Below are 22,169 nucleotides of genomic sequence, written 5' to 3' on the forward strand. Positions count from 1 at the left end.
CCCCTCGGGGCGGCGGGGGCGTGGGGCTGGGGCCCCCCCGCGTGTAGGGTGGCGGGCGGGTCCCCCCGGGTTCGGCCCGCGGGTGGGGGGGGGCATGACCCGACGGAAACCGTCGGGTCATGCCCCCCGCTGTCGTTCCCGGGTCACCCGGCTGTCTCCCGGGTCAGCCCCGCTGTCCCCGGCGCGACCACCACAGCCCGGCCGCACCGGCCGTGAGCAGCGCCGCGCCGGCCGCGCCGAGCGGCAGGACGTCCCGGCCGAGCCCGGTCCTGGGCAGTTCGCCGCCGCCGGGTCCCACGGGCGTGTTGTCGGTGCCGAGCAGCAGCGGGGTGGCGGGGGCGTTCGGTGACGGGTTCGTCGTGCCGAACGGCACCGGCCCCTGCTGCCAGAACGTCTTCGACCCGTCCGAGGTCTGGACGGGCAGACAGATCTTCCCGGTCCTGCCCAGATCGAAGGTCGCGTCGACGTCGTACGACGTCGACGCCCCGGCGGCCAGAGCGCCGACCGGGCAGGAGAAACCGCTGTTCGAACCCTCGGGGAGATCCTCCTCCGCGATCCGCGAACAACCCTGGACGTTTTTGACCGTCAGTCCGTCGAAACCGACGACCAAAAGCCTGACGGCACCGCTTTCCCTGGTCCCTTCGTTCTTCACCGTGGCGGTGATCGCCGTTTCCTGTGAGTCGTTGTCGACCGAGATCCGCTCGGGCAGCAGCGTGCTCAGCCTCACGCCCGCGGGCGCCTCGTCGACGGCCTTTCCCCCCTTGTCGCTGCCGGGCCCCTGGTCGTCCGCGACGGCAGGGAGGGAAAGGATCATCACTGCCGAGAAAGTTGCCGCGACCAGCGATCCCGCGATGGTCGTCGTACGACGAGAACTCATGTTCGTCCCCCTTGGCTGCGCCTGAATTCGCAGTACTCGAAGAGGTACCACAAGATTTCTCCGCACTATGCTGGTACGGCGCCAAGTGTGACCATTGTGTTCCTGAGAGCGGGCAATGGAGGGGGTGCGGAGAATTGCCGGGAAACGCGGGGAACGCGAGTGACTCGGGGAATACCAGGAGTGGCGGTGTCCCAGGTCTTCTGGTGGCGGCGCGCTATCGGTTGGCCGAGAGTATCGGGCAGGGGGGAATGGGGCGGGTGTGGCGGGCCGCCGACGAAATGCTCGACCGTCAGGTCGCCGTCAAGGAGATGCGCATAGACGGCCTCGACGCGGAGGACGCGCGCACCCGCCGCGAACGCACCCTCCGCGAGGCCAGGGCCACCGCCCGCATCGACCACCCCCACGTCGTCCGCGTCTACGACGTCGTCGACGAGGGCGAACGCCTCTGGATCGTCATGGAGTTGGTGGCGGGCCGGTCCCTGGAGCGGCTCCTGGCCGAGGAGGGCCCCCTCGGCCCGCGCGAGACGGCCCGGATCGGCCTCGGCCTGGTCACCGCGCTGCGCGAGGTCCACGCCCGGGGCGTCCTGCACCGCGACATCAAGCCGGGCAACGTCCTGGTCGAGGACGGAGGCGAGCGCGTGGTGCTCACCGACTTCGGCATCGCCGCGATCCAGGACGCGAAGGCCCTCACCATGGTGGGCATGCTGGTCGGTTCCCCCGACTACATGGCCCCCGAGCGCATCGCCGGCCGCCCGCAGGGGCCGCCGTCCGACGTGTGGTCCCTGGGCGCCACCCTCTGCGCGGCCCTGGCCGGCCACTCGCCCTTCTCCCGCGACACGACCCTGGCGACCCTGCACGCGGTCCTCTACGAGGAACCCGAACTCCCTCCCGCGGCGGGCCCGTTGCGCGAGATCCTGGCCGCCCTCCTGGAGAAGGAACCGGCGGTCCGCGCGAGCCTGGCGGATCTGGAGTCGGCCCTGCGTTCCGTGGCGTCGGCCGAGCCCCCGCCCTCCGGGGGACCGGCCACGGCGCCACCGCACCCGCACCCGTACGCGCCCCCGCCGCCCCCGGACGGACCCCGCTCCTCCGCACCCGGCGCCGCCCTCACCGACGGCCCCGGCGTCTCCCTCACCCGTGCCCAGGCCCCGACCGAACGCAGGCCCGTGCACCCGCCCGCTCCGGCCCCCACCCCGACCCCTCCCGCCCCTTTCGGCCCCGCCCCGCCCCGCGGCGCCGGAGCCCGCCCGGGAACCGCCCGCCGCACCACCCTGGCGGCCGCCGCGGCGGGAGCCGTGGTCCTGGCGGTGGCCGTGGCGGTGGCGGTCGTGCTGGCGTCGGCCCGCGGATCCGGGGAGGGCGGGGACCGGGCCGGCTCCTCGTCGCGGCCCCCGGCCTCCGCCACCGCCCCGACCCGGAGCACCCGCAGCGCGTCCCCGACCGTCGAGGGCACCTTCAGGCCGCCGAGCCTGCCGCCCGGCGCACACCAGGAGGCGGGCGGGTACGCGTGGGCGACGCCCGAGGGGTGGCGGCGCGACGTCAAGACGGGAGCGGAGGTCCACTACACGTCCCCCGACGGCACACAGGAGCTCGTCGCCAAGTCCTCCCTGGCCCGGGGCGACCTGAGGGAGACCTGGGAGACGTCCGAGCTGAACGCCCGCCAGGGCGAGGGCTACCGCAAGATCCGCCTGGAGGAGACGACGTTCCGCGGCAACCCGGCGGTCGTCTGGGAGTACACCTTCACCCTCCAGGGCACCCGCTGGCACGCCCGGCTCCTCGGCTTCGACGAGAGCGGGAAGTCGTACCAGATCAACACCTGGTACCGGCCGGAGGCGGAGCCGACGGCGCTGCGCACGTACGAGAAGGTGAAGGACAGCTTCACCGTGCTGTGACACGAAAAGGGGGCCCGCGTGCGCGGGCCCCCTCTCCGGACGAACGACTCGGATGCCGCATCAGGCACCGGGACCGAGGCCGGCGCCGACTTTGGGTCCGAGTCGGCGCCGGCGTCGGCGCGGACTACTTGACGGCGGCGTCCTCCAGGGCGGCGCCCTCCCCGTTGCCGGCGTCCCCGTTCCGCTTCGCCTGCCCGGCGACCTTCTGCTTCACGAAGGCGATGACGAGGACCAGGGCGGCGACGAGCAGGGACAGCAGCACGGTCTCGCGCCCGTCGTGCTCGGTGTCGGTCAGCATGTAGCCGAGGACGAAGACGATCAGCGCGGCGGTGGCCCAGGTCAGGTACGGGTACAGCCACATCCGGACGACCAGCTTCTCCGGGGCCTCGGCCTGGATGATCTTCCGCATGCGCAGCTGCGAGAAGCAGATGACGAGCCAGACGAACAGGGCGACGGCACCGCTGGAGTTGACCAGGAAGAGGAAGACGCTGTCCGGGAACTTGTAGTTGAAGAAGACGGCGACGAAGCCGAAGACGACGGAGGCGATGATCGCCGCCATCGGCACGCCACGCGAGGTGGTCCGGGCGAAGGCCTTCGGCGCGTCCCCGCGCTCACCGAGCGAGAAGGCCATGCGCGAGGCGGTGTAGAGCCCGGAGTTGAGGCAGGAGAGCACGGAGGTCAGCACGATGAAGTTCATGATCTGACCGGCGTGCGCGATGCCGAGGGAGTCGAGCGCGGCGACGTAGGAGCCCTTCTCCTTGATGGAGGGGTCGTTCCACGGCAGCAGGGCGATGACGACGAAGATCGACCCGAGGTAGAAGACGGCGATGCGCCAGATGATGCTGTTGGTCGACTTGGTCACGGCACGCTGCGGGTTCTCGGACTCGCCGGCGGCCAGGGTGGCGATCTCGCTGCCCATGAAGGAGAAGACGACGAGCAGCACGCCGGTGAGGATGGAGCCGGCGCCGTGGGGCAGGAAGCCGCCGTGGTCGATGAGGTTGCCGATCCCGGCCTTGTCGGTGTCGGCGCCGGGCAGCACGCCGAAGACGGCGAGCCCGCCGACGACGATGAAGGCGCCGATGGCGACGACCTTGATGCCGGCGAACCAGAACTCGAACTCGCCGTAGGAGCCGACGGAGACGAGGTTGGTGGCGGTCAGCACCACCATCACGATCAGCGCCCAGCCCCACTGCGGGACGGCCGGAACCCACGACTCGAGGATGGCGGCGCCCGCGGTGGCCTCGACGGCCAGCACGACGACCCAGAAGAACCAGTACAGCCAGCCGATGGAGAAGCCGGCCCACGGCCCGAGGGCGCGGTCGGCGTGGGCGGAGAAGGAACCCGAGGTCGGATTGGCCGCGGACATCTCACCGAGCATCCGCATCACCAGCACCACGAGGGTGCCGACGAGGGCGTAGGAGAGGAGGATGCCGGGCCCGGCGGTGGCGATGCCGGAACTGGATCCGACGAACAGGCCGGCTCCGATGACTCCGCCGATGGCGATCATCGAGAGGTGGCGGTTCTTGAGGCCCGCGTGGAGACCGGAACCGGGGTCGCCGGGGCCTCCCCGGCCGTTTTCGGCCTTCGTCAGGGTCGGCTGCGAGGTCATGGGATGGATTTCCTTTGCGCCGCGTGGAGGTGTCTCCCGTACGAGCGGTGTACGGGATACCGGGGGTGTACGAGACGGTCCAGTGAATCCGAGGCATCTAGATTCGGGAACCTTTGAATCCGGATTGTTATTTGAGGTTTCCCTGAGGTTTTGTAGTTTTGCTCACACTTTTCGGGCACACCACCCGGCGCTGCCACCCGGCGGCACGCGTGTCACACTCGTGCCATGCGCGTGTATCTCGGCTCGGACCATGCAGGTTTCGAACTCAAGAACCACCTCGTCGAGTGGCTGAAGGCGGCGGGTCACGACCCGGTCGACTGCGGCCCCCACATCTACGACGCCCAGGACGACTACCCGCCCTTCTGCCTCCGCGCCGCGGAGCGCACGGCCGCGGACCCCGACTCCCTCGGCATCGTGATCGGCGGCTCCGGCAACGGCGAGCAGATCGCCGCGAACAAGGTCAAGGGCGTGCGCGCCGCCCTCGCGTGGAGCGAGGAGACGGCCTCCCTGGGCCGCCAGCACAACAACGCCAACGTCGTCGCCGTCGGCGCCCGCATGCACACCCGGGACGAGGCGACGAAGTTCGTCGAGACCTTCCTCGACACGCCCTTCTCCGAGGACGCCCGCCACGTCCGCCGCATCGACATGCTGGCGTCCTACGAGACCACCGGCGACCTGCCCCCGATCCCGGCCCACCACCCCCAGCAGTGACCCACCGGGCCGGGGCGGACGGACGGTGGGCCCGCCCCCTCGCCCACGAGGACGCGGAGCGGCCCGGCCGGCGCGGGTGATCCACCCGGCCGGGCCGCCCGGCTCCTCCGCCCGGTCGGCCCACCCCCCTCGCCGGACCCCGGGACGGGGTCCGGCGAGGGCCCACCTCTCGTCCGGCGGAGTCGGGCGGGCGAGAGGGCGGTAACCGTTCGACCGAGAGGAACGCCACCGTGCCGGAAGGGCACACGATCCACCGCCTGGCCCAGGACTACGCCCGCTTCACCGGCGAAGCCACCCTCACCAGCCCCCAGGGCACGTTCTCCGCCGCCGCGGCCCTCCTCACCGGCACCCCCCTCACCCGCACCGAGGCCCACGGCAAGCACCTCTTCCTCGGCTTCGGCAACGACACCTGGATCCACATCCACCTCGGCCTCTTCGGCAAGGTCACCTTCGGCGACGCCCCCGCGCCCCCGCCCACGGACACCGTCCGCCTCCGCATCGCCGGCCCCACCGCCTACGTCGACCTCCGCGGCCCCACCACCTGCGCCCTGATCACCGACGACGAGAAGCGGGCGATACACGACCGCCTCGGCCCGGACCCCCTCCGCGCCGACGCCGACCCGGACCTCGCCTACCGCCGCATCTCCCGCAGCCGTACGACGATCGCCGCCCTCCTCATGGACCAGAAGGTCATCGCCGGCGTCGGCAACGTCTACCGCGCGGAGGTCCTCTTCCGTCACGGCATCGACCCGTACCGCCCGGGCCGGGACATCACCCCGGCCGAGTGGGACGCGATCTGGACCGACCTCGTCGCCCTCATGCGCGAGGGCGTCCGCAACAACCGCATCGACACCGTCCGCCCGGAACACACCCCCGAGGCGATGGGCCGCCCGCCCCGCGTCGACGACCACGGCGGCGAGGTCTACGTCTACCGCCGCACCCACCAGCCCTGTCACCTCTGCGGCGACCCGATCCGCACCGCGGACCTGGCCGCCCGCAACCTCTTCTGGTGCCCGACCTGCCAGAAGAACTGACACCCGCGCGGCGCGGCGCCCCGGGGACCCGGGAACCCGGGCCGCATCCGCGCCGCCCCTAGAACCCGTGCGGCAGCCAGGGCGCCACCGGGCTCCCGAACCCCACCGAGGCCTCCGCCAGCGCCCCCGACCGCAGCTCCCGCACCCGCCCGGCCGCCGCCAGCGAGGACAGGCTCACGCCCCCGAGGTACGCGGACCCCAACTCCCTTACCGACAGGGCGAGGTCGGCCGCGTCCCCGGTACGCGCGCAGGTCGCTCCCTTCGCGTCCCCGGACAACCGCCACCGCCCCGAGTTCCACGGGCAGAAGGCGTCCTCCACCTCCAGGACCACGTCCACCGGCGCCTGATAGGCGCGTGCCTCCAGCGCGGCCCCGACGTCCACCAGCCGCACGTACAACGAGTCGCGCACCCGCAACCGGCACCGCCGGAGGTCGGAGACGAGGTGCTGCCAGGCGTCGTCCAGCGGCCGCCCCCGCACCTTCAGCGAGGTCGTGAGGTCGATTTCGAACAGGAACCGCCACAGCGCCGCCCCGGCCACCGGCTCCACCGCGGCCAGGTCCTGCAGCACGACCTGCCCGTTGTGCCCGGTGTCGGTCCACTCCGGCCTGACCCGGAACCGGGCGTACCCGACGGCCTCCCCGTTCCGCTCGGCGACCACGCACTGCAACGGCGACGCCCCGCCCCGCGCGCTCTCCGGATCGAGCACGCCCAGCCGCTCCCAGCCGGGCCGCCGCGCCAGCATCCCGGGCCGCCCCGGCACGGTCCGCGCGTACACCGCCTCGCACAGGCCGAGGACGTCGGCGGGATCGGCGTACCGCAGCCGCACGTCGTCCGTGCCGGCGGGGACGGACAGCCGGACCCGGCTGGTGTCGATCTCGCAGGCCAGCCCGAAGGTCGCCGCCCCGTACCCGAACCGCCCGTAGATCGAGCCCTCGGACGCGGTGAGCACGGCCAGCGGCTCACCCCAGGAGCGGACGTCGTCCAGCTGCCGCCGCATCATCCGCGTCAGCAGCCCGCGCCGCCGGTGCGTGGCGAGCACGCCGACCATCGTCACGCCCGCGGCCGGCACCGAGGCCCCGCCGGGCACGGTGAGCCGGAAGTCGAACGCGCCGGCCGTCCCCACCACCTCGTCGCCGTCCCACGCTCCGACGGAACGCCCGCACGGGGTCAGCCCTTTCCACAGCGCCCGTTCCTCGTCGGGCTCGCCGACCCCGCCGAAGGCGCGCAGCAGGGTGTCGTACCACCGCTCCCACTCCTCGGGGCGCAACACCCGCAGGTCGACAGCCGGAAGACCCGCGCGGTCCGTCGTCTCAGTCGTCATGGATCCATGCCTAGCAGCCCATTGCGGTACGAGCCAGGGAATTTCGTCCTCCGTGCGGCGCGAGCGCTTTCCGTGCCGTTCACTGTGAAGTCGAACCTCGGACGGGGGACAAGTGGGACCTCCCGTGCCAAGCGGTGGGTTGGATGGATAGGGTCCCGAACTAATGGCAGCAGGACGACAGCGGCGCGCGGAAGCCGAGACGTGGACGGCCCGGTTCAGGCACCTGGTGCACCGGGTCCGCACCGGCGTGCGCAAAAGCGCCGTGGACTACTTCCGCGGCGACGGGTCGGACTGGATCGCGCTGGCCGGCCTGCTGCTCACCGTCCCGCTGATCGCGGTCACCACGCTGGCCAACTCGGTGTGGTGCTCACCGGCCGCGCTCGTCCTGCCGATCGTCGCCGGCGGCCTCCTGCTGCGCCCGGCGAGCCTGCTCGGCCTGTACGCGGCGGCGGCCACGGCCCTGATCGTGGAGTCGGTGCGACTGGGCCCGTACACCGAGGGCCCGTCCCGGGTGACCCCGGGCGTGGTCCTGGTGGTGGCCGCCTGCGGCTTCTTCGGCCTGCTCATCGCCCAGTTCCGCAGCCGGGTCGGCGTGCCCTGGCGGCGCGGCGGCACCATGCTCTTCGACCTGCGCGAACGCATCCGGGTGCAGAGCAAGCTGCCGAAACTGCCGCAGGGCTGGCACCGCGAGATGGCGCTGCGGCCCGCCGGGGGCCAGTCGTTCTCCGGTGACTTCGTCGTCGCGGCGCGCACCAACGGCGGCCGCACCCTGGAGGTCGTCCTCACGGACGTCTCCGGCAAGGGCATGGACGCCGGCTCCCGCGCCCTGCTGCTGTCCGGCGCCTTCGGCGGCCTGCTCGGCAGCCTGCCCCCGCACGCCTTCCTGCCCGCCGCGAACGGCTACCTCCTCCGCCAGGACTGGGAAGAGGGCTTCGCGACCTCCATCCACCTCGTCCTCGACCTCGACTCCGGCGACTACGAGCTGTACTCCGCCGGGCACCCGCCGGGCCTCCAGCTCAGCGCGGGCAGCGGCCGCTGGGAGGAGAAGGCGGCCGAGGGCCCGCTGCTCGGCGTCTACGAGGGCGCGCAGTTCGATCCCGTGAAGGGCTCCCTGCGCCCCGGTGACGTGCTGATGCTCTTCACCGACGGCCTGGTGGAGACCTCCGACCGGGACATCGTCGAAGGCATCGACCGCCTCACCGGCGAGGCCGACCGCTATGTCGCCGGCGGCTTCCAGGGCGCCGCCTGGCACCTGATCGAGGCGGTCGCCAAGGACGTCAACGACGACCGCGCCCTGCTGCTGATCTGCCGCGAGGGCCCGACCGCCCTGACGGCGGCGCCGCTCCGCTGACACCGCCCGCAGGAGAACCGATGCTGACCCTGACCGAGGTCGAGGCACTCGCCCGCGCCGCCCACCAGAACCAGACCGACAAGGCGGGCCGCCCCTACGCGGAGCACCTGCGGGCGGTCGCGGAGGGCGTACGGTCCCGGGGCGGCGACGCCGACCAGATCGCGGCGGCCTGGCTGCACGACGCCGTCGAGGACGGCGTCCTCACCGAGGCCTGGCTGCGCGGGGCCGCGCTGAGCGACCGCACGAAGGCCATCGTGCTGGCGGTCACCAAGCGGGCGGGGGAGGCGCCGGAGGCGTACGCGGCACGCGTCCGCGCCACCGCGGGCGCGCTGCTGGTGAAGGAGTCGGACCTGGCGCACAACGCGGACCCGGCCCGGCTGGCCGCCCTGGACGAGCCGACCCGCACCCGGCTGACCGGGAAGTACGCCCGGATGCGCGCCCTCCTCGGCCTCGAGACCCACCGGGACGGCCGGGACCACGGCCCGCCCCGGGAACCCGCCGGTCCCTAGACGCCGGCCTTCTCGCGCTCCGGCCGCCGCTCCTCCCGCCGCTCCCGTTCCCGGGCCTGCTCGGCCGCGTCCCGCCTGAAGGCCCACTCCATCCTCGGTTCCACCACGCACCGGAACACCCGCCGCACGGGCCCGGTGCACAGCAGGGTGACGGCCGCGGCCGCGACGACGCTGACGGCGATCTCCCCGAGCGGGCGGTGCAGCGCGGGGTGGTCGAACCAGCCGCGGTATTCGGCGGTCTTGAGCAGCAGGCCGTGCATCAGGTAGCCGTAGAGCGTGCCCGCGCCGAGCGCCGTGAACCACGTGGTGCGGCCCGGCACCCAGGAGAGGAAGCAGGCGGTCAGCAGCAGGGAGCAGCCGAACAGGGCCAGCTGCATGACCGGACCGACCCACCACGGGGCGCCCAGCTCCTGCGCGGAGTTGCGGTGGTAGAGCCATCCGCTGTTCATCCGCGGCACCGCCCACCAGGAGAAGGCCAGCGCGAAGGCGAACACCGGCACGGCCGCGATCCGGACCGAGCGCCGGCGCACCCACTGGAAGTGCTCCGGCTTCAGGTGCAGGCCCAGCACGAAGAACGGCAGGAACTGCAGGACGCGCGGCAGGTCCAGGTCACCGCCGATGCCCGGGGTGGCGGACGCCGCCATGGCGATGCCCAGCGCGAGCGGCAGCGGATACCGGACCAGCTTCCAGAAGGGGGTGGTCAGCCGCCAGACGAACAGCGCGCACAGGAACCAGGTCAGGTAGTAGGGGTCGAGCAGGCTGATGTCCTGGGGGGAGCCGTCGACGTACGTCTTCAGGAGCGGGTACGCGGTCTCGAAGACGACGTACGGCACGACGATGCCCGTCACCAGCCGCTTCAGCCGGCCGGGGCTCCCGTCGAAGCCGCGGGAGAAGAAGCCGGAGACGATGATGAAGGCCGGCATGTGGAACGTGTACACCAGCACGTACGCCGCCGTGAGCACCCGGCTGTCGCCCTTCAACGGCTCCCAGGCGTGGCCGAGGGCCACCAGCACGATGGCCAGGTACTTGGCGTTGTCGAAGAAGGCGTCACGCCGTTTCGGCCGTCTGTCGGGGGACCGGTGGTGCTGGTCCTTCCCGCCCTGCGGAGAGCGCGTACTCGGTTCGAGGGACGAAGCGGCGTGGGACATCTGAGGCACCCTAGCGTCGTGTACGGCAATACGTAAAACATCCCACGTCATGGCGACGGCATTCCTCAATTCACCGCGGCGGACGTGCTCTTGGCCTTCTCGGGCACGTCAATTGATCTTCCCGAGCGCCTCGGATGTCACGATTCATCCCGACTAAAAGGTGCATAACTCCGGTCGCGTGAGGGGTGTCGGCGCTCTCGCGCCGGTAATTCGAATTACCCGTGCGCCCTTTGTGGATTTCCGCGACGGGTAGGGAGGAAGGGTGAGGGGAACGTCCGGGGCGTACGCGGGGAGCACGCCCCCGACTCCGCCGTGCGGCGGGCTTCCAGGGGTGCGCGGTGCCACCGGGACGCGGGCAGTCGTCGGTGAGGATGCCTCACGGGCCGCATAGGGAGGCCGGGTTGGTGGCACGATGGTCTCTGGCGGGGGTGTGCGGGGTCGCACCCCCGGGCCGGGGAAGCGGACCGATCGAGGGTGTGATCAGTTGTGGCCATTTCACTGTCAGTGGTGCTGCTGTTGGCGATCGTGCTGGTCGTGCTGATCCGGGGCGGGTCGATCAAGGCCGGCCCGGCCATCGTCGCGATCCTCTTCGGCTTCTTCCTCGCCTCGACGGGCATGGCCCCGTCGATCAACCGCTTCCTGAACTCCCTCGCGGAAACGATCAACTCGATCAGCTTCTGACCGGCCGGACCCGCGGCGGCGGGCGTCCCGGCCCCGGAAGCACCAGGGGCCGGACGGAAGGTCGACCTCCCGCCCGGCCCCGGGCCGAACAGAGCGGGCGACGGGAATCGAACCCGCGTAGCCAGTTTGGAAGACTGGGGCTCTACCATTGAGCTACGCCCGCACAGCGCGCGCCGCAGCTCCTGCGACCCGCGGCACTGCACGCATCGTAGCGGGTCGGCGCCCCCGCCCGCACACCCCGTTTCCGGCCCGCGCCGCGGTCCGCCCGGGAGCTCGGCAAAAGCGGCGGTCGGACGGTCGGCGGGGATGTACCCTACGTGTCGCACCAGACGGGGTGTGGCGCAGCTTGGTAGCGCGTCCGCTTTGGGAGCGGAAGGCCGTGGGTTCAAATCCCGCCACCCCGACCAACCTGCGCGATCACGTCGACGCCTCGCCGGTGATCGTCTTTTGGGCCGTCCCCTGGCTGCGGTTACTATGCAGACTGCGCGCCCGTGTGTCCCGGCCCACTCGGCCTACGAACTCTCCCGGGCGGCGAATCGCCGGACCTCTCTGGCTCCGGCGAAAACCAAGAAGTCAGCCACAAGGAGACCGAACCGTGAAGAGCGCCGTGGAGACCCTGAACCCGACCCGGGTTCGGCTCACTGTCGAGGTGCCCTTCGAGGAGCTCAAGGACAGCCTCGACGCGGCGTACAAGAAGATCAACCAGCAGGTCACGGTGAAGGGCTTCCGCAAGGGCAAGATCCCCGCGCGGGTCATCGACCAGCGCTTCGGCCGCGGTGCCGTGCTGGAGGAGGCCGTCAACGACGCGCTGCCGAAGTTCTACACCGAGGCGGTCAACGAGGCCGAGATCGACGTCCTGGGCCAGCCCGAGGTCGACATCACCGAGCTGAAGGACGGCGAGACGCTGAACTTCACCGCCGAGGTCGACGTCCGCCCCTCCCTGGAGCTCCCCGAGGACTTCTCCTCCATCGAGGTCGAGGTCGACGCCGTCGAGGTGACGGACGAGGACGTCGAGAAGTCGGTCGAGCAGCTCCGTGAGCGCTTCGCCTCGACCTCCCCGGTCGAGCGCGCCGCCGAGGACGGCGACGTCGTCACGGTCGACCTGCAGGCCAAGGTCGACGGCGAGGTCCTCAAGGACGGCGTCGCCGAGGGCGTCTCCTACACCATCGGCTCCGGCGAGCTCCTCGAGGGCATCGACGACGCCGTGAAGGGCCTGGAGGCCGGTGGCGAGGCCACCTTCACCTCCGAGCTCAAGGGCGGCTCGGCGGCCGGCAAGGAGGCCGAGGTCACCGTCAAGGTCAGCCAGGTCGCCGCCCGCGAACTGCCCGAGCTGGACGACGAGTTCGCGCAGCTCGCCTCCGAGTTCGACACCCTGGAGGAGCTGAAGGCGGACAGCCGCAAGCGCCTCGAGAACATGAAGCAGTACGACCAGGCCACGCAGGCCCAGGAGCGCGTCCTGGAGAAGCTGCTGGAGCTCGTCGAGGTGCCCGTCCCCGAGAAGCTGCTCGAGGACGAGATCAACACCCGCAAGCACAACCTGGAGCACCACCAGCTCGGCCAGATGGGCCTGACCCTCGACAAGTACCTGGAGATCCAGGGCAAGACCGCCGAGGAGTTCGAGGCCGAGACCCGTGAGGCCGCGGTCAAGGGCATCAAGACCCAGTTCGTCCTGGACGAGCTCGTCAAGCGCGAGAAGCTGAACGTGAACCAGGAGGAGCTCACCGAGCACCTCATGCGCCGCGCCGCGTCCTCCGGCATGTCGCCCGACCAGTTCGCCCAGGCGGTCGTCGAGGGCGGCCAGGTTCCGCTCCTGGTCGGCGAGGTCGCCCGCGGCAAGGCCCTGGCCACGGTCGTCGAGGCCGCCACGGTCAAGGACACCAACGGCGAGGTCATCGACCTGGACGACGAGGAGGAGACGGAGGAGGCCGCCGAGGCCGCCGCCGAGACCTCCGAGGAGAAGCCCGAGGCCTGAGCGGTCTCGTCGCACCTCTGACACGGGTACGAGGGGCCCCGGGGCGGAACAGCTCCGGGGCCCCTCGGCCGTACCCGGGGCGGCGGCCCCCGGGCGCGGGAGCGTACCGGCCCGCGGCCCCGCCGCGGCCGGGACCGGCCGCGGCGCGCCCGCGGCCGCGGGAAACCCCGGCGCCCGGGAGAACCGCGCCCGCCCGTCCGCCGTCGACACCGCTACGCCCCCGGCGAACACCCCCTTCTCCGGGATTCCCCGAAGGGACCCGCGCGTTAGGGTCCATGAATACGAGGGCAGGGGAGTCGCCGAACCGCCGGACGGCCCCACGCCCCGGCAGCACACGTGAGACGGCCCGGCGCCGTCGTAAGACGAGCAGGTGGATACGTGACGAATCTGATGCCCTCCGCCGCCGGCGAGCCTTCCATCGGCGGAGGCCTCGGCGACCATGTCTACAACCGGCTGCTCAACGAGCGCATCATCTTCCTCGGCCAGCCGGTCGACGACGACATCGCGAACAAGATCACCGCACAGCTGCTGCTCCTTGCCGCCGACCCGGACAAGGACATCTACCTCTACATCAACAGCCCCGGCGGCTCGATCACGGCCGGCATGGCGATCTACGACACCATGCAGTACATCAAGAACGACGTGGTGACCATCGCCATGGGCCTCGCCGCCTCGATGGGCCAGTTCCTGCTCAGCGCGGGCACGCCCGGCAAGCGCTTCGCCCTGCCGAACGCCGAGATCCTGATCCACCAGCCCTCCGCCGGCCTGGCGGGCTCGGCCTCGGACATCAAGATCCACGCCGAGCGGCTGCTGCACACCAAGAAGCGCATGGCCGAGCTCACGTCCCAGCACACCGGCCAGTCGGTCGAGCAGATCACCCGTGACTCGGACCGCGACCGCTGGTTCGACGCCTTCGAGGCCAAGGCGTACGGCCTCATCGACGACGTGATCGCCACGGCCGCCGGCATGCCGGGCGGCGGCGGCACCGGGGCCTGAGGCCCCAGCAGAGCCCCCAGCCGACCGCCTCAGCCCCTAGGAGACAGACAGTGAACGACTTCCCCGGCAGCGGCCTGTACGACCGCACGCGCGCCGAATACGCGGGCCCCGTGGCCGAGTCCCGTTACGTCATCCCGCGCTTCGTCGAGCGCACCTCGCAGGGCATCCGCGAGTACGACCCGTACGCGAAGCTCTTCGAGGAGCGGGTGATCTTCCTCGGCGTCCAGATCGACGACGCCTCGGCCAACGACGTCATGGCCCAGCTGCTGTGCCTGGAGTCGATGGACCCCGACCGGGACATCTCGGTCTACATCAACAGCCCCGGCGGCTCCTTCACGGCGCTGACGGCGATCTACGACACGATGCAGTTCGTGAAGCCGGACATCCAGACGGTCTGCATGGGCCAGGCGGCCTCCGCCGCCGCCATCCTGCTGGCCGCGGGTACGCCCGGCAAGCGCATGGCGCTGCCGAACGCCCGCGTGCTGATCCACCAGCCGTACAGCGAGACCGGCCGCGGCCAGGTCTCCGACCTGGAGATCGCCGCGAACGAGATCCTGCGGATGCGCTCGCAGCTGGAGGAGATGCTGGCCAAGCACTCCACCACGCCGATCGAGAAGATCCGCGAGGACATCGAGCGCGACAAGATCCTCACGGCCGAGGACGCGCTGTCGTACGGCCTGATCGACCAGATCATCTCGACCCGGAAGATGAACAACACCTCGCTGCGCTAGCGGGCGAGGGGGAGTATCGTCTGCCGCCCCTCGGCACGGTGTGACACGGTCCGCGCACGAGCGCGCGGGCGTCAACCGTGCCAAGGGGGGCCCGAACGGGGGGCCCGGCAAGGTACCGTCGACATAAGGCAGCACCAGGAGCCGCTGGACTCGTAGCGTCCAGGCGTCTCCCAGGCGAAGGGGAAGCACACCGTGGCACGCATCGGTGACGGCGGCGATCTGCTCAAGTGCTCGTTCTGCGGCAAGAGCCAGAAGCAGGTCAAGAAGCTCATCGCAGGGCCCGGTGTGTACATCTGCGACGAGTGCATCGATCTCTGCAACGAGATCATCGAGGAAGAGCTGGCGGAGACCAGTGAGGTCCGCTGGGAGGAGCTCCCCAAGCCGCGGGAGATCTACGAGTTCCTCGAGGGCTACGTGGTCGGCCAGGAGGCCGCCAAGAAGGCCCTGTCGGTCGCGGTGTACAACCACTACAAGCGCGTCCAGGCCGGCGAGAACGGCGGCGCGCAGGGCCGGGACGACGCGATCGAGCTGGCGAAGTCCAACATCCTCCTGCTGGGCCCCACGGGCTCCGGCAAGACCCTCCTCGCGCAGACCCTCGCGCGCATGCTGAACGTCCCCTTCGCGATCGCCGACGCCACGGCGCTCACCGAGGCGGGGTACGTCGGCGAGGACGTCGAGAACATCCTGCTGAAGCTGATCCAGGCCGCCGACTACGACGTCAAGAAGGCCGAGACCGGGATCATCTACATCGACGAGATCGACAAGGTCGCGAGGAAGAGTGAAAACCCCTCGATCACGCGCGACGTCTCGGGCGAGGGCGTCCAGCAGGCCCTGCTGAAGATCCTGGAGGGCACCACGGCCTCCGTCCCGCCGCAGGGCGGCCGCAAGCACCCGCACCAGGAGTTCATCCAGATCGACACGACGAACGTGCTGTTCATCGTGGGCGGCGCCTTCGCGGGCCTGGAGAAGATCATCGAGGCCCGGGCCGGCGCCAAGGGCATCGGCTTCGGCGCGACGATCCGCTCCAAGCGGGAGCTGGAGGCCAAGGACCAGTTCGAGGACGTCATGCCCGAGGACCTGGTCAAGTTCGGCATGATCCCCGAGTTCATCGGGCGTCTGCCGGTCATCACCTCGGTCCACAACCTGGACCGCGAGGCCCTGCTCCAGATCCTCGTCGAGCCGCGCAACGCGCTGGTGAAGCAGTACCAGCGCCTCTTCGAACTCGACGGCGTGGAGCTGGACTTCGAGCGGGAGGCCCTCGAAGCCATCGCCGACCAGGCCATCCTGCGCCAGACCGGCGCCCGCGGCCTGCGCGCCATCATGGAAGAGGTCCTGATGTCGGTGATGTACGAGGTCCCGTCCCGCAAGGACGTGGCCCGCGTCGTCATCACCGCGGACGTCGTCCACTCCAACGTCAACCCGACCCTGATCCCGCGGGACGCCCGCGGCCGGGGTTCCGGGGAGCAGAAGACGGCGTAGCGGTCCTTTAACGCCGAAAGGGCGCCCGGCACTTCGCCGGGCGCCCTTTCTCTCGTGTATCAGCGTGGCTCTTACGCCCACTCGCAGGCTGTCTCGGCGTGGCTGTACTTCACGCCGAGGGCGACGAGCCCGTTGAGACAGTTCGGGTTGGCCAGGACGACGCCGCCGAAGCCGGTCTTGTGACGCCAGCCGCAGGCTGCCGTGGACTTGGCCCCCACCGTGTACCCGTAGCTGTTCAGGATGCCCGTGCACTGTGAAGCGGTGGCGGATGCGGGCGCTGCGGTCGCCAAGGGCGCGACCCCCAGGACGACCAGTAGCCCGGCTGCGGTGAGTGCTCGTTTCAGCACGCGAAATCCTCCCGGTTTGCCTGTGATCCTGCGAGGGTCGTGACCATGACAAACCCTAGCGGCTGATCGGGAGGATGTTCGATGGCTTATGTCGGCGCTGACAGGACGAGGGTGCCCAGCGGGGTCCGCGGGGCACCCTGGTGCGGTCTGCGGCGTCAGGCCTTGACGCGGACTTCCTTGCGGAGCTTGGCGGCGAGCTCGGCGGCGGACGCTTGGTCCGCCGCCTTCTCGGCGGCCATGTTGGCGAGGTCCATGGGCATCACGAAGCCCAGCGTGCTGTAGTCGCCCCACGCGCAGTACGAGACGTTCATCTCGCTCGGCCCCTCGCCGGTGCTCTCCGTCGACTTCATCTTGGCGTCCTGGCACTTGAGGACCGCGCCGTCGGCCGAGTCGTAGGACTTCGGCTCGCCGATCATGGTGACCTCCATGCCCTCGTCCTCCTTCCCGGACTCGGACTTCATGTGGGCCAGGAAGGCGTCGACGACCTTCTCGGGGTCGTCGATCTCGCCGTAGACACCGCCGAACTGGATCATCTTCTGAGACAGGGGGTTGTCCTCGTTGCCGGACACGTATGAGGCGCTCACGTCCTTCGGGTTCTTCACCCCCCACTTCTCGGCGTCCTTAACGTCCTCCGAGGTCAGGGTGTCGCCTTCGCTGGAGTCGGTCTTGTAGTCGCCGAGCACCGTCGCAGGCGTCGTCAGCTTGTGCGGGCCGTCGTCCTCGAGGCCGCCCGCGCCGCCACTGCCGCCCATCACGAAGTACGCGCCCACGCCGATCGCCGCCACGACCGCGACCGCGCCGATGATGATGCCCGCCTTCTTGCCGCCGCCGCCCGGCGCCGGGGGCTGGGGGACGCCGTAGGGGGCCTGGCCGTACGGGGGCTGCTGGCCGTAGGGCGGGGTGGGCGGCTGCTGGCCGTACGGGCCGGGCTGCTGGCCGTAGGGCGGCGTCTGGGGCGGGACGCCCTGCGGGGACTGCTGGGGGTAGCCGTAGCCGGGCTGGGGCGCCGGCGGCTGCTGGCCGTACGGGCCCGGCTGGCCGTACGGGCCTGGCTGCTGCGGCTGCTGGCCGCCGTACGGGCCCGGCTGGTTGTAGCTCATTCCTGCGTTCCCCTCCAGATGCTTATGTGGTTTTCACATCCTGGCTCAATCCCTGACCAGGCACGTCGGCAGGGCCCTCACCGTTACAGAACAAACGCGTTTCGGGACCGCGTCGTGACACCTCTAAACTGAGCCCGTGACCGAGAACGCTCAGCAGCAGCCATCAGCGCCCCACACCGAACTGCCGACCCAGTACGCGCCGGCCGAGGTAGAGGGGACGCTGTACGAGCGCTGGGTGGAACGGGGTTACTTCGCCGCCGACGCGAAGAGCGACAAGCCCGCGTACACCATCGTCATCCCGCCGCCGAACGTCACCGGTTCGCTCCACCTGGGCCACGCCTTCCAGCACACGCTCATGGACGCCCTCACGCGCCGCAAGCGCATGCAGGGCCACGAGTCGCTCTGGCTGCCCGGCATGGACCACGCCGGCATCGCCACCCAGAACAAGGTCGAGCAGCAGCTCGCCGAGGAGGGCAAGTCCCGCCACGACCTGGGCCGCGAGGAGTTCGTCGAGCGCGTCTGGCGGTGGAAGGAGGAGTACGGCGGCAAGATCCTCGGCCAGATGCGCCGCCTCGGCGACGGCGTCGACTGGGACCGCGAGCGGTTCACCATGGACGAGGGCCTGTCCAAGGCCGTCCTCACCATCTTCAAGAAGCTCTACGACGACGAGCTGATCTACCGCGCCGAGCGCATCATCAACTGGTGCCCGCGCTGTCTGACGGCCATCTCGGACATCGAGGTGGAGTACCAGGAGGACGACGGCGAACTCGTCTCCATCCGGTACGGCGAGGGGGACGAGACGCTCGTCGTCGCGACCACCCGCGCGGAGACGATGCTCGGTGACACGGCCGTCGCCGTCCACCCGGACGACGAGCGCTACAAGCACCTGGTCGGCAAGCGCATCAAGCTGCCGCTGACCGACCGCTCCATCCCCGTCGTCGCGGACGCCCACGTCGACCCGGAGTTCGGCACGGGCGCCGTCAAGGTCACCCCCGCCCACGACCCGAACGACTTCGCGATCGGCCAGCGTCACGGCCTGGAGTCGATCACGGTCATGGACGAGCGGGCCGTCATCACCGCCCACGGCCCCTTCCAGGGCCTGGACCGCTTCGAGGCGCGCAGCGCCATCGTCGCGGCCCTGCGCTCGCAGGGCCGGATCGTCGCCGAGAAGCGGCCGTACACCCACAGCGTCGGCCACTGCTCGCGCTGCAAGACGACCATCGAGCCGCGGCTGTCCATGCAGTGGTGGGTCAAGGTCGGCCCGCTCGCCAAGGCCGCCGGTGACGCGGTCCGCGACGGCCGCGTCAAGATCCACCCCGAGGACATGTCGAAGCGGTACTTCGACTGGGTCGACAACATGCACGACTGGTGCATCTCGCGCCAGCTGTGGTGGGGCCACCGCATCCCGGTCTGGTACGGCCCGGAGGGCGAGGTCGTCTGCGTCGGCCCCGACGAGGAGCCGCCCACCGGCGAGGGCTGGCGTCAGGACACCGACGTCCTCGACACCTGGTTCTCCTCCGGCCTGTGGCCGTTCTCCACGCTGGGCTGGCCCGAACAGACCGAGGACCTGCGGAAGTTCTACCCGACCGACGTCCTGCTGACCGGCCACGACATCATCTTCTTCTGGGTCGCCCGGATGATGATGTTCGGCCTCTACGCCATGGACGGCGAGGTCCCCTTCCGCACCATCGCGCTGACCGGCCTGGTCCGCGACGAGCGCGGCAAGAAGATGTCGAAGTCCTTCGGCAACGTCGTCGACCCGCTGGACTGGATGGACAAGTACGGCTCCGACGCCGTCCGCTTCACCCTGGCCCGCGGAGCCAACCCGGGCACGGACGTCCCGATCGGCGAGGACTGGGTCCAGGCGTCCCGCAACTTCGCCAACAAGATCTGGAACGCCACCCGCTTCGCGCTGATGAACGGCGCGACGGTCGAGGGCCCGCTGCCCGCCCCGTCCGAGATGACGGCGACGGACCGCTGGATCCTCTCCCGCCTGAACAAGACGGTCGCCGAAGTCGACGCGCACTACGACGACTTCCAGTTCGCCAAGCTCTCCGACGCCCTCTACCACTTCGCCTGGGACGAGGTCTTCGACTGGTACGTCGAGCTGTCCAAGACCACCTTCCAGGCGGGCGGCGAGCCGGCCGAGGTCAGCAAGCGGGTCCTCGGCGAGGTCCTCGACGTCACCCTCAAGCTGCTGCACCCGGTGGTCCCGTTCGTCACCGACACCCTGTGGACCACGCTGACCGGCGGCGAGTCGGTCGTCGTCGCCGAGTGGCCCGCCGACTCGGGCTTCCGCGACGCCGACGCCGAACGGGAGATCGAAACCCTCCAGTCGGTGATCACCGAGGTCCGCCGCTTCCGCGCCGACCAGGGCCTCCAGCCCGGCCAGCGCGTCCCGGCCCGCCTGGAGCTGGACGGCACCGCCCTCGCCCCGCACGAGGCCGCCATCCGCCAGCTGCTGCGCCTCCAGCCGGAGGGCGAGGACTTCTCGGCCACGGCGACCCTGCCGGTCGCCGGGGCCACGGTCGCGCTCGACCTGTCCGGCACGATCGACGTGGCGGCGGAGCGCAAGCGGCTGGCCAAGGACCTGGCCGCCGCCGAGAAGGAGAAGGCCCAGGCCACGGCCAAGCTCGGCAACGAGGCCTTCCTGGCGAAGGCGCCGGACCACGTGGTGGAGAAGATCCGCACGCGGCTCGCCAAGGCGGACGAGGACATCGCCCGCATCCAGACCCAGCTGGAGAAGCTGCCGCAGGCGTAGGCACGCGCCGCCCGTCCGCGCACCCGCGTGCGCGGACGGGCGAAAGCCCCGGTACAGCACGAAGGCCCCCGGAACGCGCGGCTCCGGGGGCCTTCGCCCACCTCTGTCACCTCCGCTCCGTAGACTGGCCCCGTGAGCGACCACCCCGGCAACGACCCCCACGACACGCCCGACCCCCTCGACACCTTCGACGAGCTCATCGCGGCGGAGACCGACCGCGACCCCGACCTCGCCGTCATCGAGGCGGGCAGCCGCACCCTGCGCACGCAGGGCGGCCCGCCGCAGGCCGACGTGCCCGCGCGGCCCGAGGACCCCGAGGTCGACAAGGCCCTGCGCGAGGTCGAGGCGGAGCTGGCCACGCGGTGGGGCGAGACCAAGCTGGAGCCGTCCGTCAGCAGGATCTCCGCGCTGATGGACGTGCTGGGCGAGCCGCAGCGGTCGTACCCTTCCGTCCACATCACGGGGACCAACGGCAAGACCTCCACCGCCCGCATGATCGAGGCCCTGCTGGGCGCCTTCGAGCTGCGGACCGGCCGGTACACGTCCCCCCACGTCCAGTCGATCACCGAGCGGATCAGCCTCGACGGGGCGCCCGTCTCCGCCGAGCGGTTCGTCGAGACGTACCGGGACATCAAGCCGTACGTGGAGATGGTCGACTCCCAGCAGGAGTACCGGCTGTCCTTCTTCGAGGTGCTCACCGGCATGGCGTACGCGGCCTTCGCCGACGCGCCCGTCGACGTGGCCGTCGTCGAGGTCGGCATGGGCGGCTCCTGGGACGCGACCAACGTCATCGACGCGGACGTCGCCGTCGTCACGCCGATCGACCTCGACCACACCGACCGGCTCGGCGAGACGCCCGCCGAGATCGCCGCCGAGAAGGCCGGCATCGTCAAGCAGGGCTCCACCGTCATCCTCGCCCAGCAGCCTGTGGACGCCGCCCAGGTCCTGCTGAAGAAGGCCGTCGAGGTCGACGCGACCGTGGCCCGGGAGGGGCTGGAGTTCGGGGTCGTGGCCCGGCAGGTCGCCGTCGGCGGGCAGCTGCTGACCCTGCGCGGGCTGGGCGGCGAGTACGGCGAGGTGTACCTCCCGCTGCACGGTGCCTACCAGGCCCACAACGCGGCCGTCGCGCTCGCCGCCGTCGAGGCGTTCTTCGGCGTCGGCTCCCAGCGGCCGGAGCCGCTGGACGTCGACACCGTCCGCAAGGCCTTCGCGTCCGTGGCGTCGCCGGGCCGCCTGGAGGTCGTACGGCGTTCGCCCACCGTCGTCCTGGACGCCGCCCACAACCCGGCCGGCGCCCGCGCCACCGCCGAGGCGGTCGGCGAGGCGTTCGACTTCAGCCGGCTGATCGGCGTGGTCGGCGCCAGCGGCGACAAGAACGTGCGGGGGCTGCTGGAGGCCTTCGAGCCGATCTTCGCCGAGGTCGTGATCACCCAGAACTCCAGCCACCGCGCCATGGACGCCGACGAGCTGGCCGCGATCGCCGTCGAGGTGTTCGGCGAGGAGCGCGTCCAGGTCGAGCCGCGGCTGCCCGACGCCCTGGAGGCGGCGATCACGCTCGCCGAGGAGGAGGGCGAGTTCGCCGGCGGCGGCGTCCTGGTCACCGGCTCCGTCATCACGGTCGGGGAGGCCCGACTGCTTCTGGGAAAGGGCTGA

Annotated in this window: 18 protein-coding genes and 2 tRNA genes; 13 read left to right on the forward strand and 7 right to left on the reverse strand. The window is 70.9% G+C overall.

The annotated features are described in order from the left end of the window. Positions 1-163 precede the first annotated feature (163 nt). On the reverse strand, positions 164-877 hold the full coding sequence (locus ACH4F6_RS08015; protein WP_397959054.1) for a hypothetical protein: 714 nt from the start codon (positions 875-877) through the stop codon (positions 164-166). Positions 878-1,080: 203 nt separating this feature from the next. On the opposite strand from ACH4F6_RS08015, the gene ACH4F6_RS08020 reads away from it, so the two are divergent. Then, complete coding sequence (locus ACH4F6_RS08020; RefSeq protein ID WP_397959055.1) at positions 1,081-2,766, forward strand: serine/threonine-protein kinase; 1,686 nt, start codon at positions 1,081-1,083, stop codon at positions 2,764-2,766. Positions 2,767-2,890: 124 nt separating this feature from the next. On the opposite strand, the gene ACH4F6_RS08025 is transcribed toward ACH4F6_RS08020, so the two are convergent. After that, positions 2,891-4,375 (reverse strand): amino acid permease, encoded by a 1,485-nt coding sequence (locus ACH4F6_RS08025; protein ID WP_397959056.1) that lies wholly within the window; start codon positions 4,373-4,375, stop codon positions 2,891-2,893. 225 nt (positions 4,376-4,600) lie between these two features. On the opposite strand from ACH4F6_RS08025, the gene ACH4F6_RS08030 reads away from it, so the two are divergent. Beyond that, on the forward strand, positions 4,601-5,086 hold the full coding sequence (locus tag ACH4F6_RS08030) for a ribose-5-phosphate isomerase (protein ID WP_397959058.1): 486 nt from the start codon (positions 4,601-4,603) through the stop codon (positions 5,084-5,086). A 230-nt stretch (positions 5,087-5,316) separates the two neighbouring features. Continuing rightward, positions 5,317-6,120, forward strand: coding sequence for an Fpg/Nei family DNA glycosylase (locus ACH4F6_RS08035; RefSeq protein ID WP_397959059.1), 804 nt, complete (start codon positions 5,317-5,319; stop codon positions 6,118-6,120). Between the two features lie 58 nt (positions 6,121-6,178). Here ACH4F6_RS08035 and ACH4F6_RS08040 read toward each other — a convergent pair whose 3' ends face one another. Next, positions 6,179-7,441 carry a GNAT family N-acetyltransferase gene (locus tag ACH4F6_RS08040; RefSeq protein ID WP_397959060.1) on the reverse strand — a complete coding sequence of 421 codons (1,263 nt, stop codon included), beginning with the start codon at positions 7,439-7,441 and terminating at the stop codon, positions 6,179-6,181. 163 nt (positions 7,442-7,604) lie between these two features. On the opposite strand from ACH4F6_RS08040, the gene ACH4F6_RS08045 reads away from it, so the two are divergent. Next, positions 7,605-8,792, forward strand: coding sequence for a PP2C family protein-serine/threonine phosphatase (locus tag ACH4F6_RS08045; RefSeq protein ID WP_397959061.1), 1,188 nt, complete (start codon positions 7,605-7,607; stop codon positions 8,790-8,792). 20 nt (positions 8,793-8,812) lie between these two features. Next, positions 8,813-9,301, forward strand: coding sequence for an HD domain-containing protein (locus ACH4F6_RS08050; protein WP_397959062.1), 489 nt, complete (start codon positions 8,813-8,815; stop codon positions 9,299-9,301). Here ACH4F6_RS08050 and ACH4F6_RS08055 read toward each other — a convergent pair. Beyond that, complete coding sequence (locus ACH4F6_RS08055) at positions 9,298-10,449, reverse strand: acyltransferase family protein (RefSeq protein WP_397959063.1); 1,152 nt, start codon at positions 10,447-10,449, stop codon at positions 9,298-9,300. The genes ACH4F6_RS08050 and ACH4F6_RS08055 overlap by 4 nt on opposite strands. Positions 10,450-10,935: 486 nt before the next feature. Between ACH4F6_RS08055 and ACH4F6_RS08060 the strand changes: the two genes are divergently transcribed. Then, positions 10,936-11,130, forward strand: a complete 195-nt coding sequence (locus tag ACH4F6_RS08060; protein WP_073491582.1) for a hypothetical protein — start codon at positions 10,936-10,938, stop codon at positions 11,128-11,130. 92 nt (positions 11,131-11,222) lie between these two features. Here ACH4F6_RS08060 and ACH4F6_RS08065 read toward each other — a convergent pair. After that, positions 11,223-11,293, reverse strand: a tRNA-Gly gene (locus tag ACH4F6_RS08065). A 167-nt stretch (positions 11,294-11,460) separates the two neighbouring features. On the opposite strand from ACH4F6_RS08065, the gene ACH4F6_RS08070 reads away from it, so the two are divergent. From ACH4F6_RS08070 to clpX, 5 genes are all read left to right on the forward strand, one after another. Continuing rightward, positions 11,461-11,537, forward strand: a tRNA-Pro gene (locus ACH4F6_RS08070). A gap of 188 nt (positions 11,538-11,725) precedes the next feature. Next, positions 11,726-13,102 carry a trigger factor gene (gene tig / locus ACH4F6_RS08075; RefSeq protein ID WP_397959064.1) on the forward strand — a complete coding sequence of 459 codons (1,377 nt, stop codon included), beginning with the start codon at positions 11,726-11,728 and terminating at the stop codon, positions 13,100-13,102. Between the two features lie 390 nt (positions 13,103-13,492). Next, positions 13,493-14,098 (forward strand): ATP-dependent Clp protease proteolytic subunit, encoded by a 606-nt coding sequence (locus tag ACH4F6_RS08080; RefSeq protein ID WP_388750887.1) that lies wholly within the window; start codon positions 13,493-13,495, stop codon positions 14,096-14,098. A 50-nt stretch (positions 14,099-14,148) separates the two neighbouring features. Beyond that, positions 14,149-14,829: an ATP-dependent Clp protease proteolytic subunit gene (locus ACH4F6_RS08085; RefSeq protein ID WP_397959065.1), complete on the forward strand. Its 681-nt coding sequence runs from the start codon at positions 14,149-14,151 to the stop codon at positions 14,827-14,829. Positions 14,830-15,021: 192 nt separating this feature from the next. Next, positions 15,022-16,308 (forward strand): ATP-dependent Clp protease ATP-binding subunit ClpX, encoded by a 1,287-nt coding sequence (gene clpX, locus ACH4F6_RS08090; protein ID WP_397959066.1) that lies wholly within the window; start codon positions 15,022-15,024, stop codon positions 16,306-16,308. 71 nt (positions 16,309-16,379) lie between these two features. On the opposite strand, the gene ACH4F6_RS08095 is transcribed toward clpX, so the two are convergent. After that, complete coding sequence (locus ACH4F6_RS08095) at positions 16,380-16,655, reverse strand: hypothetical protein (protein ID WP_397959067.1); 276 nt, start codon at positions 16,653-16,655, stop codon at positions 16,380-16,382. Positions 16,656-16,810: 155 nt separating this feature from the next. Then, positions 16,811-17,755, reverse strand: coding sequence for a hypothetical protein (locus ACH4F6_RS08100; protein WP_397959068.1), 945 nt, complete (start codon positions 17,753-17,755; stop codon positions 16,811-16,813). 136 nt (positions 17,756-17,891) lie between these two features. On the opposite strand from ACH4F6_RS08100, the gene ACH4F6_RS08105 reads away from it, so the two are divergent. Together ACH4F6_RS08105 and ACH4F6_RS08110 are read left to right on the forward strand one after the other, a co-directional pair. Continuing rightward, positions 17,892-20,516: a valine--tRNA ligase gene (locus ACH4F6_RS08105; RefSeq protein ID WP_397959069.1), complete on the forward strand. Its 2,625-nt coding sequence runs from the start codon at positions 17,892-17,894 to the stop codon at positions 20,514-20,516. Between the two features lie 132 nt (positions 20,517-20,648). Next, complete coding sequence (locus ACH4F6_RS08110; protein ID WP_397959070.1) at positions 20,649-22,169, forward strand: bifunctional folylpolyglutamate synthase/dihydrofolate synthase; 1,521 nt, start codon at positions 20,649-20,651, stop codon at positions 22,167-22,169.

The sequence above is a fragment of the Streptomyces sp. NPDC017936 genome (assembly GCF_044328485.1).
In the GTDB taxonomy this organism is placed as follows: Bacteria; Actinomycetota; Actinomycetes; order Streptomycetales; family Streptomycetaceae; genus Streptomyces.

Excerpts from the sequence above, each read along its gene's own strand:
- ACH4F6_RS08045 (WP_397959061.1), top strand. The coding sequence starts at position 7,605 with ATGGCAGCAGGACGACAGCGGCGCGCGGAAGCCGAGACGTGGACGGCC.
- ACH4F6_RS08080 (WP_388750887.1), top strand. The coding sequence starts at position 13,493 with ATGCCCTCCGCCGCCGGCGAGCCTTCCATCGGCGGAGGCCTCGGCGAC.
- ACH4F6_RS08015 (WP_397959054.1), bottom strand. The coding sequence starts at position 877 with ATGAGTTCTCGTCGTACGACGACCATCGCGGGATCGCTGGTCGCGGCA.
- ACH4F6_RS08040 (WP_397959060.1), bottom strand. The coding sequence starts at position 7,441 with ATGACGACTGAGACGACGGACCGCGCGGGTCTTCCGGCTGTCGACCTG.
- ACH4F6_RS08050 (WP_397959062.1), top strand. The coding sequence starts at position 8,813 with ATGCTGACCCTGACCGAGGTCGAGGCACTCGCCCGCGCCGCCCACCAG.
- ACH4F6_RS08030 (WP_397959058.1), top strand. The coding sequence starts at position 4,601 with ATGCGCGTGTATCTCGGCTCGGACCATGCAGGTTTCGAACTCAAGAAC.
- ACH4F6_RS08055 (WP_397959063.1), bottom strand. The coding sequence starts at position 10,449 with ATGTCCCACGCCGCTTCGTCCCTCGAACCGAGTACGCGCTCTCCGCAG.
- ACH4F6_RS08025 (WP_397959056.1), bottom strand. The coding sequence starts at position 4,375 with ATGACCTCGCAGCCGACCCTGACGAAGGCCGAAAACGGCCGGGGAGGC.
- ACH4F6_RS08100 (WP_397959068.1), bottom strand. The coding sequence starts at position 17,755 with ATGAGCTACAACCAGCCGGGCCCGTACGGCGGCCAGCAGCCGCAGCAG.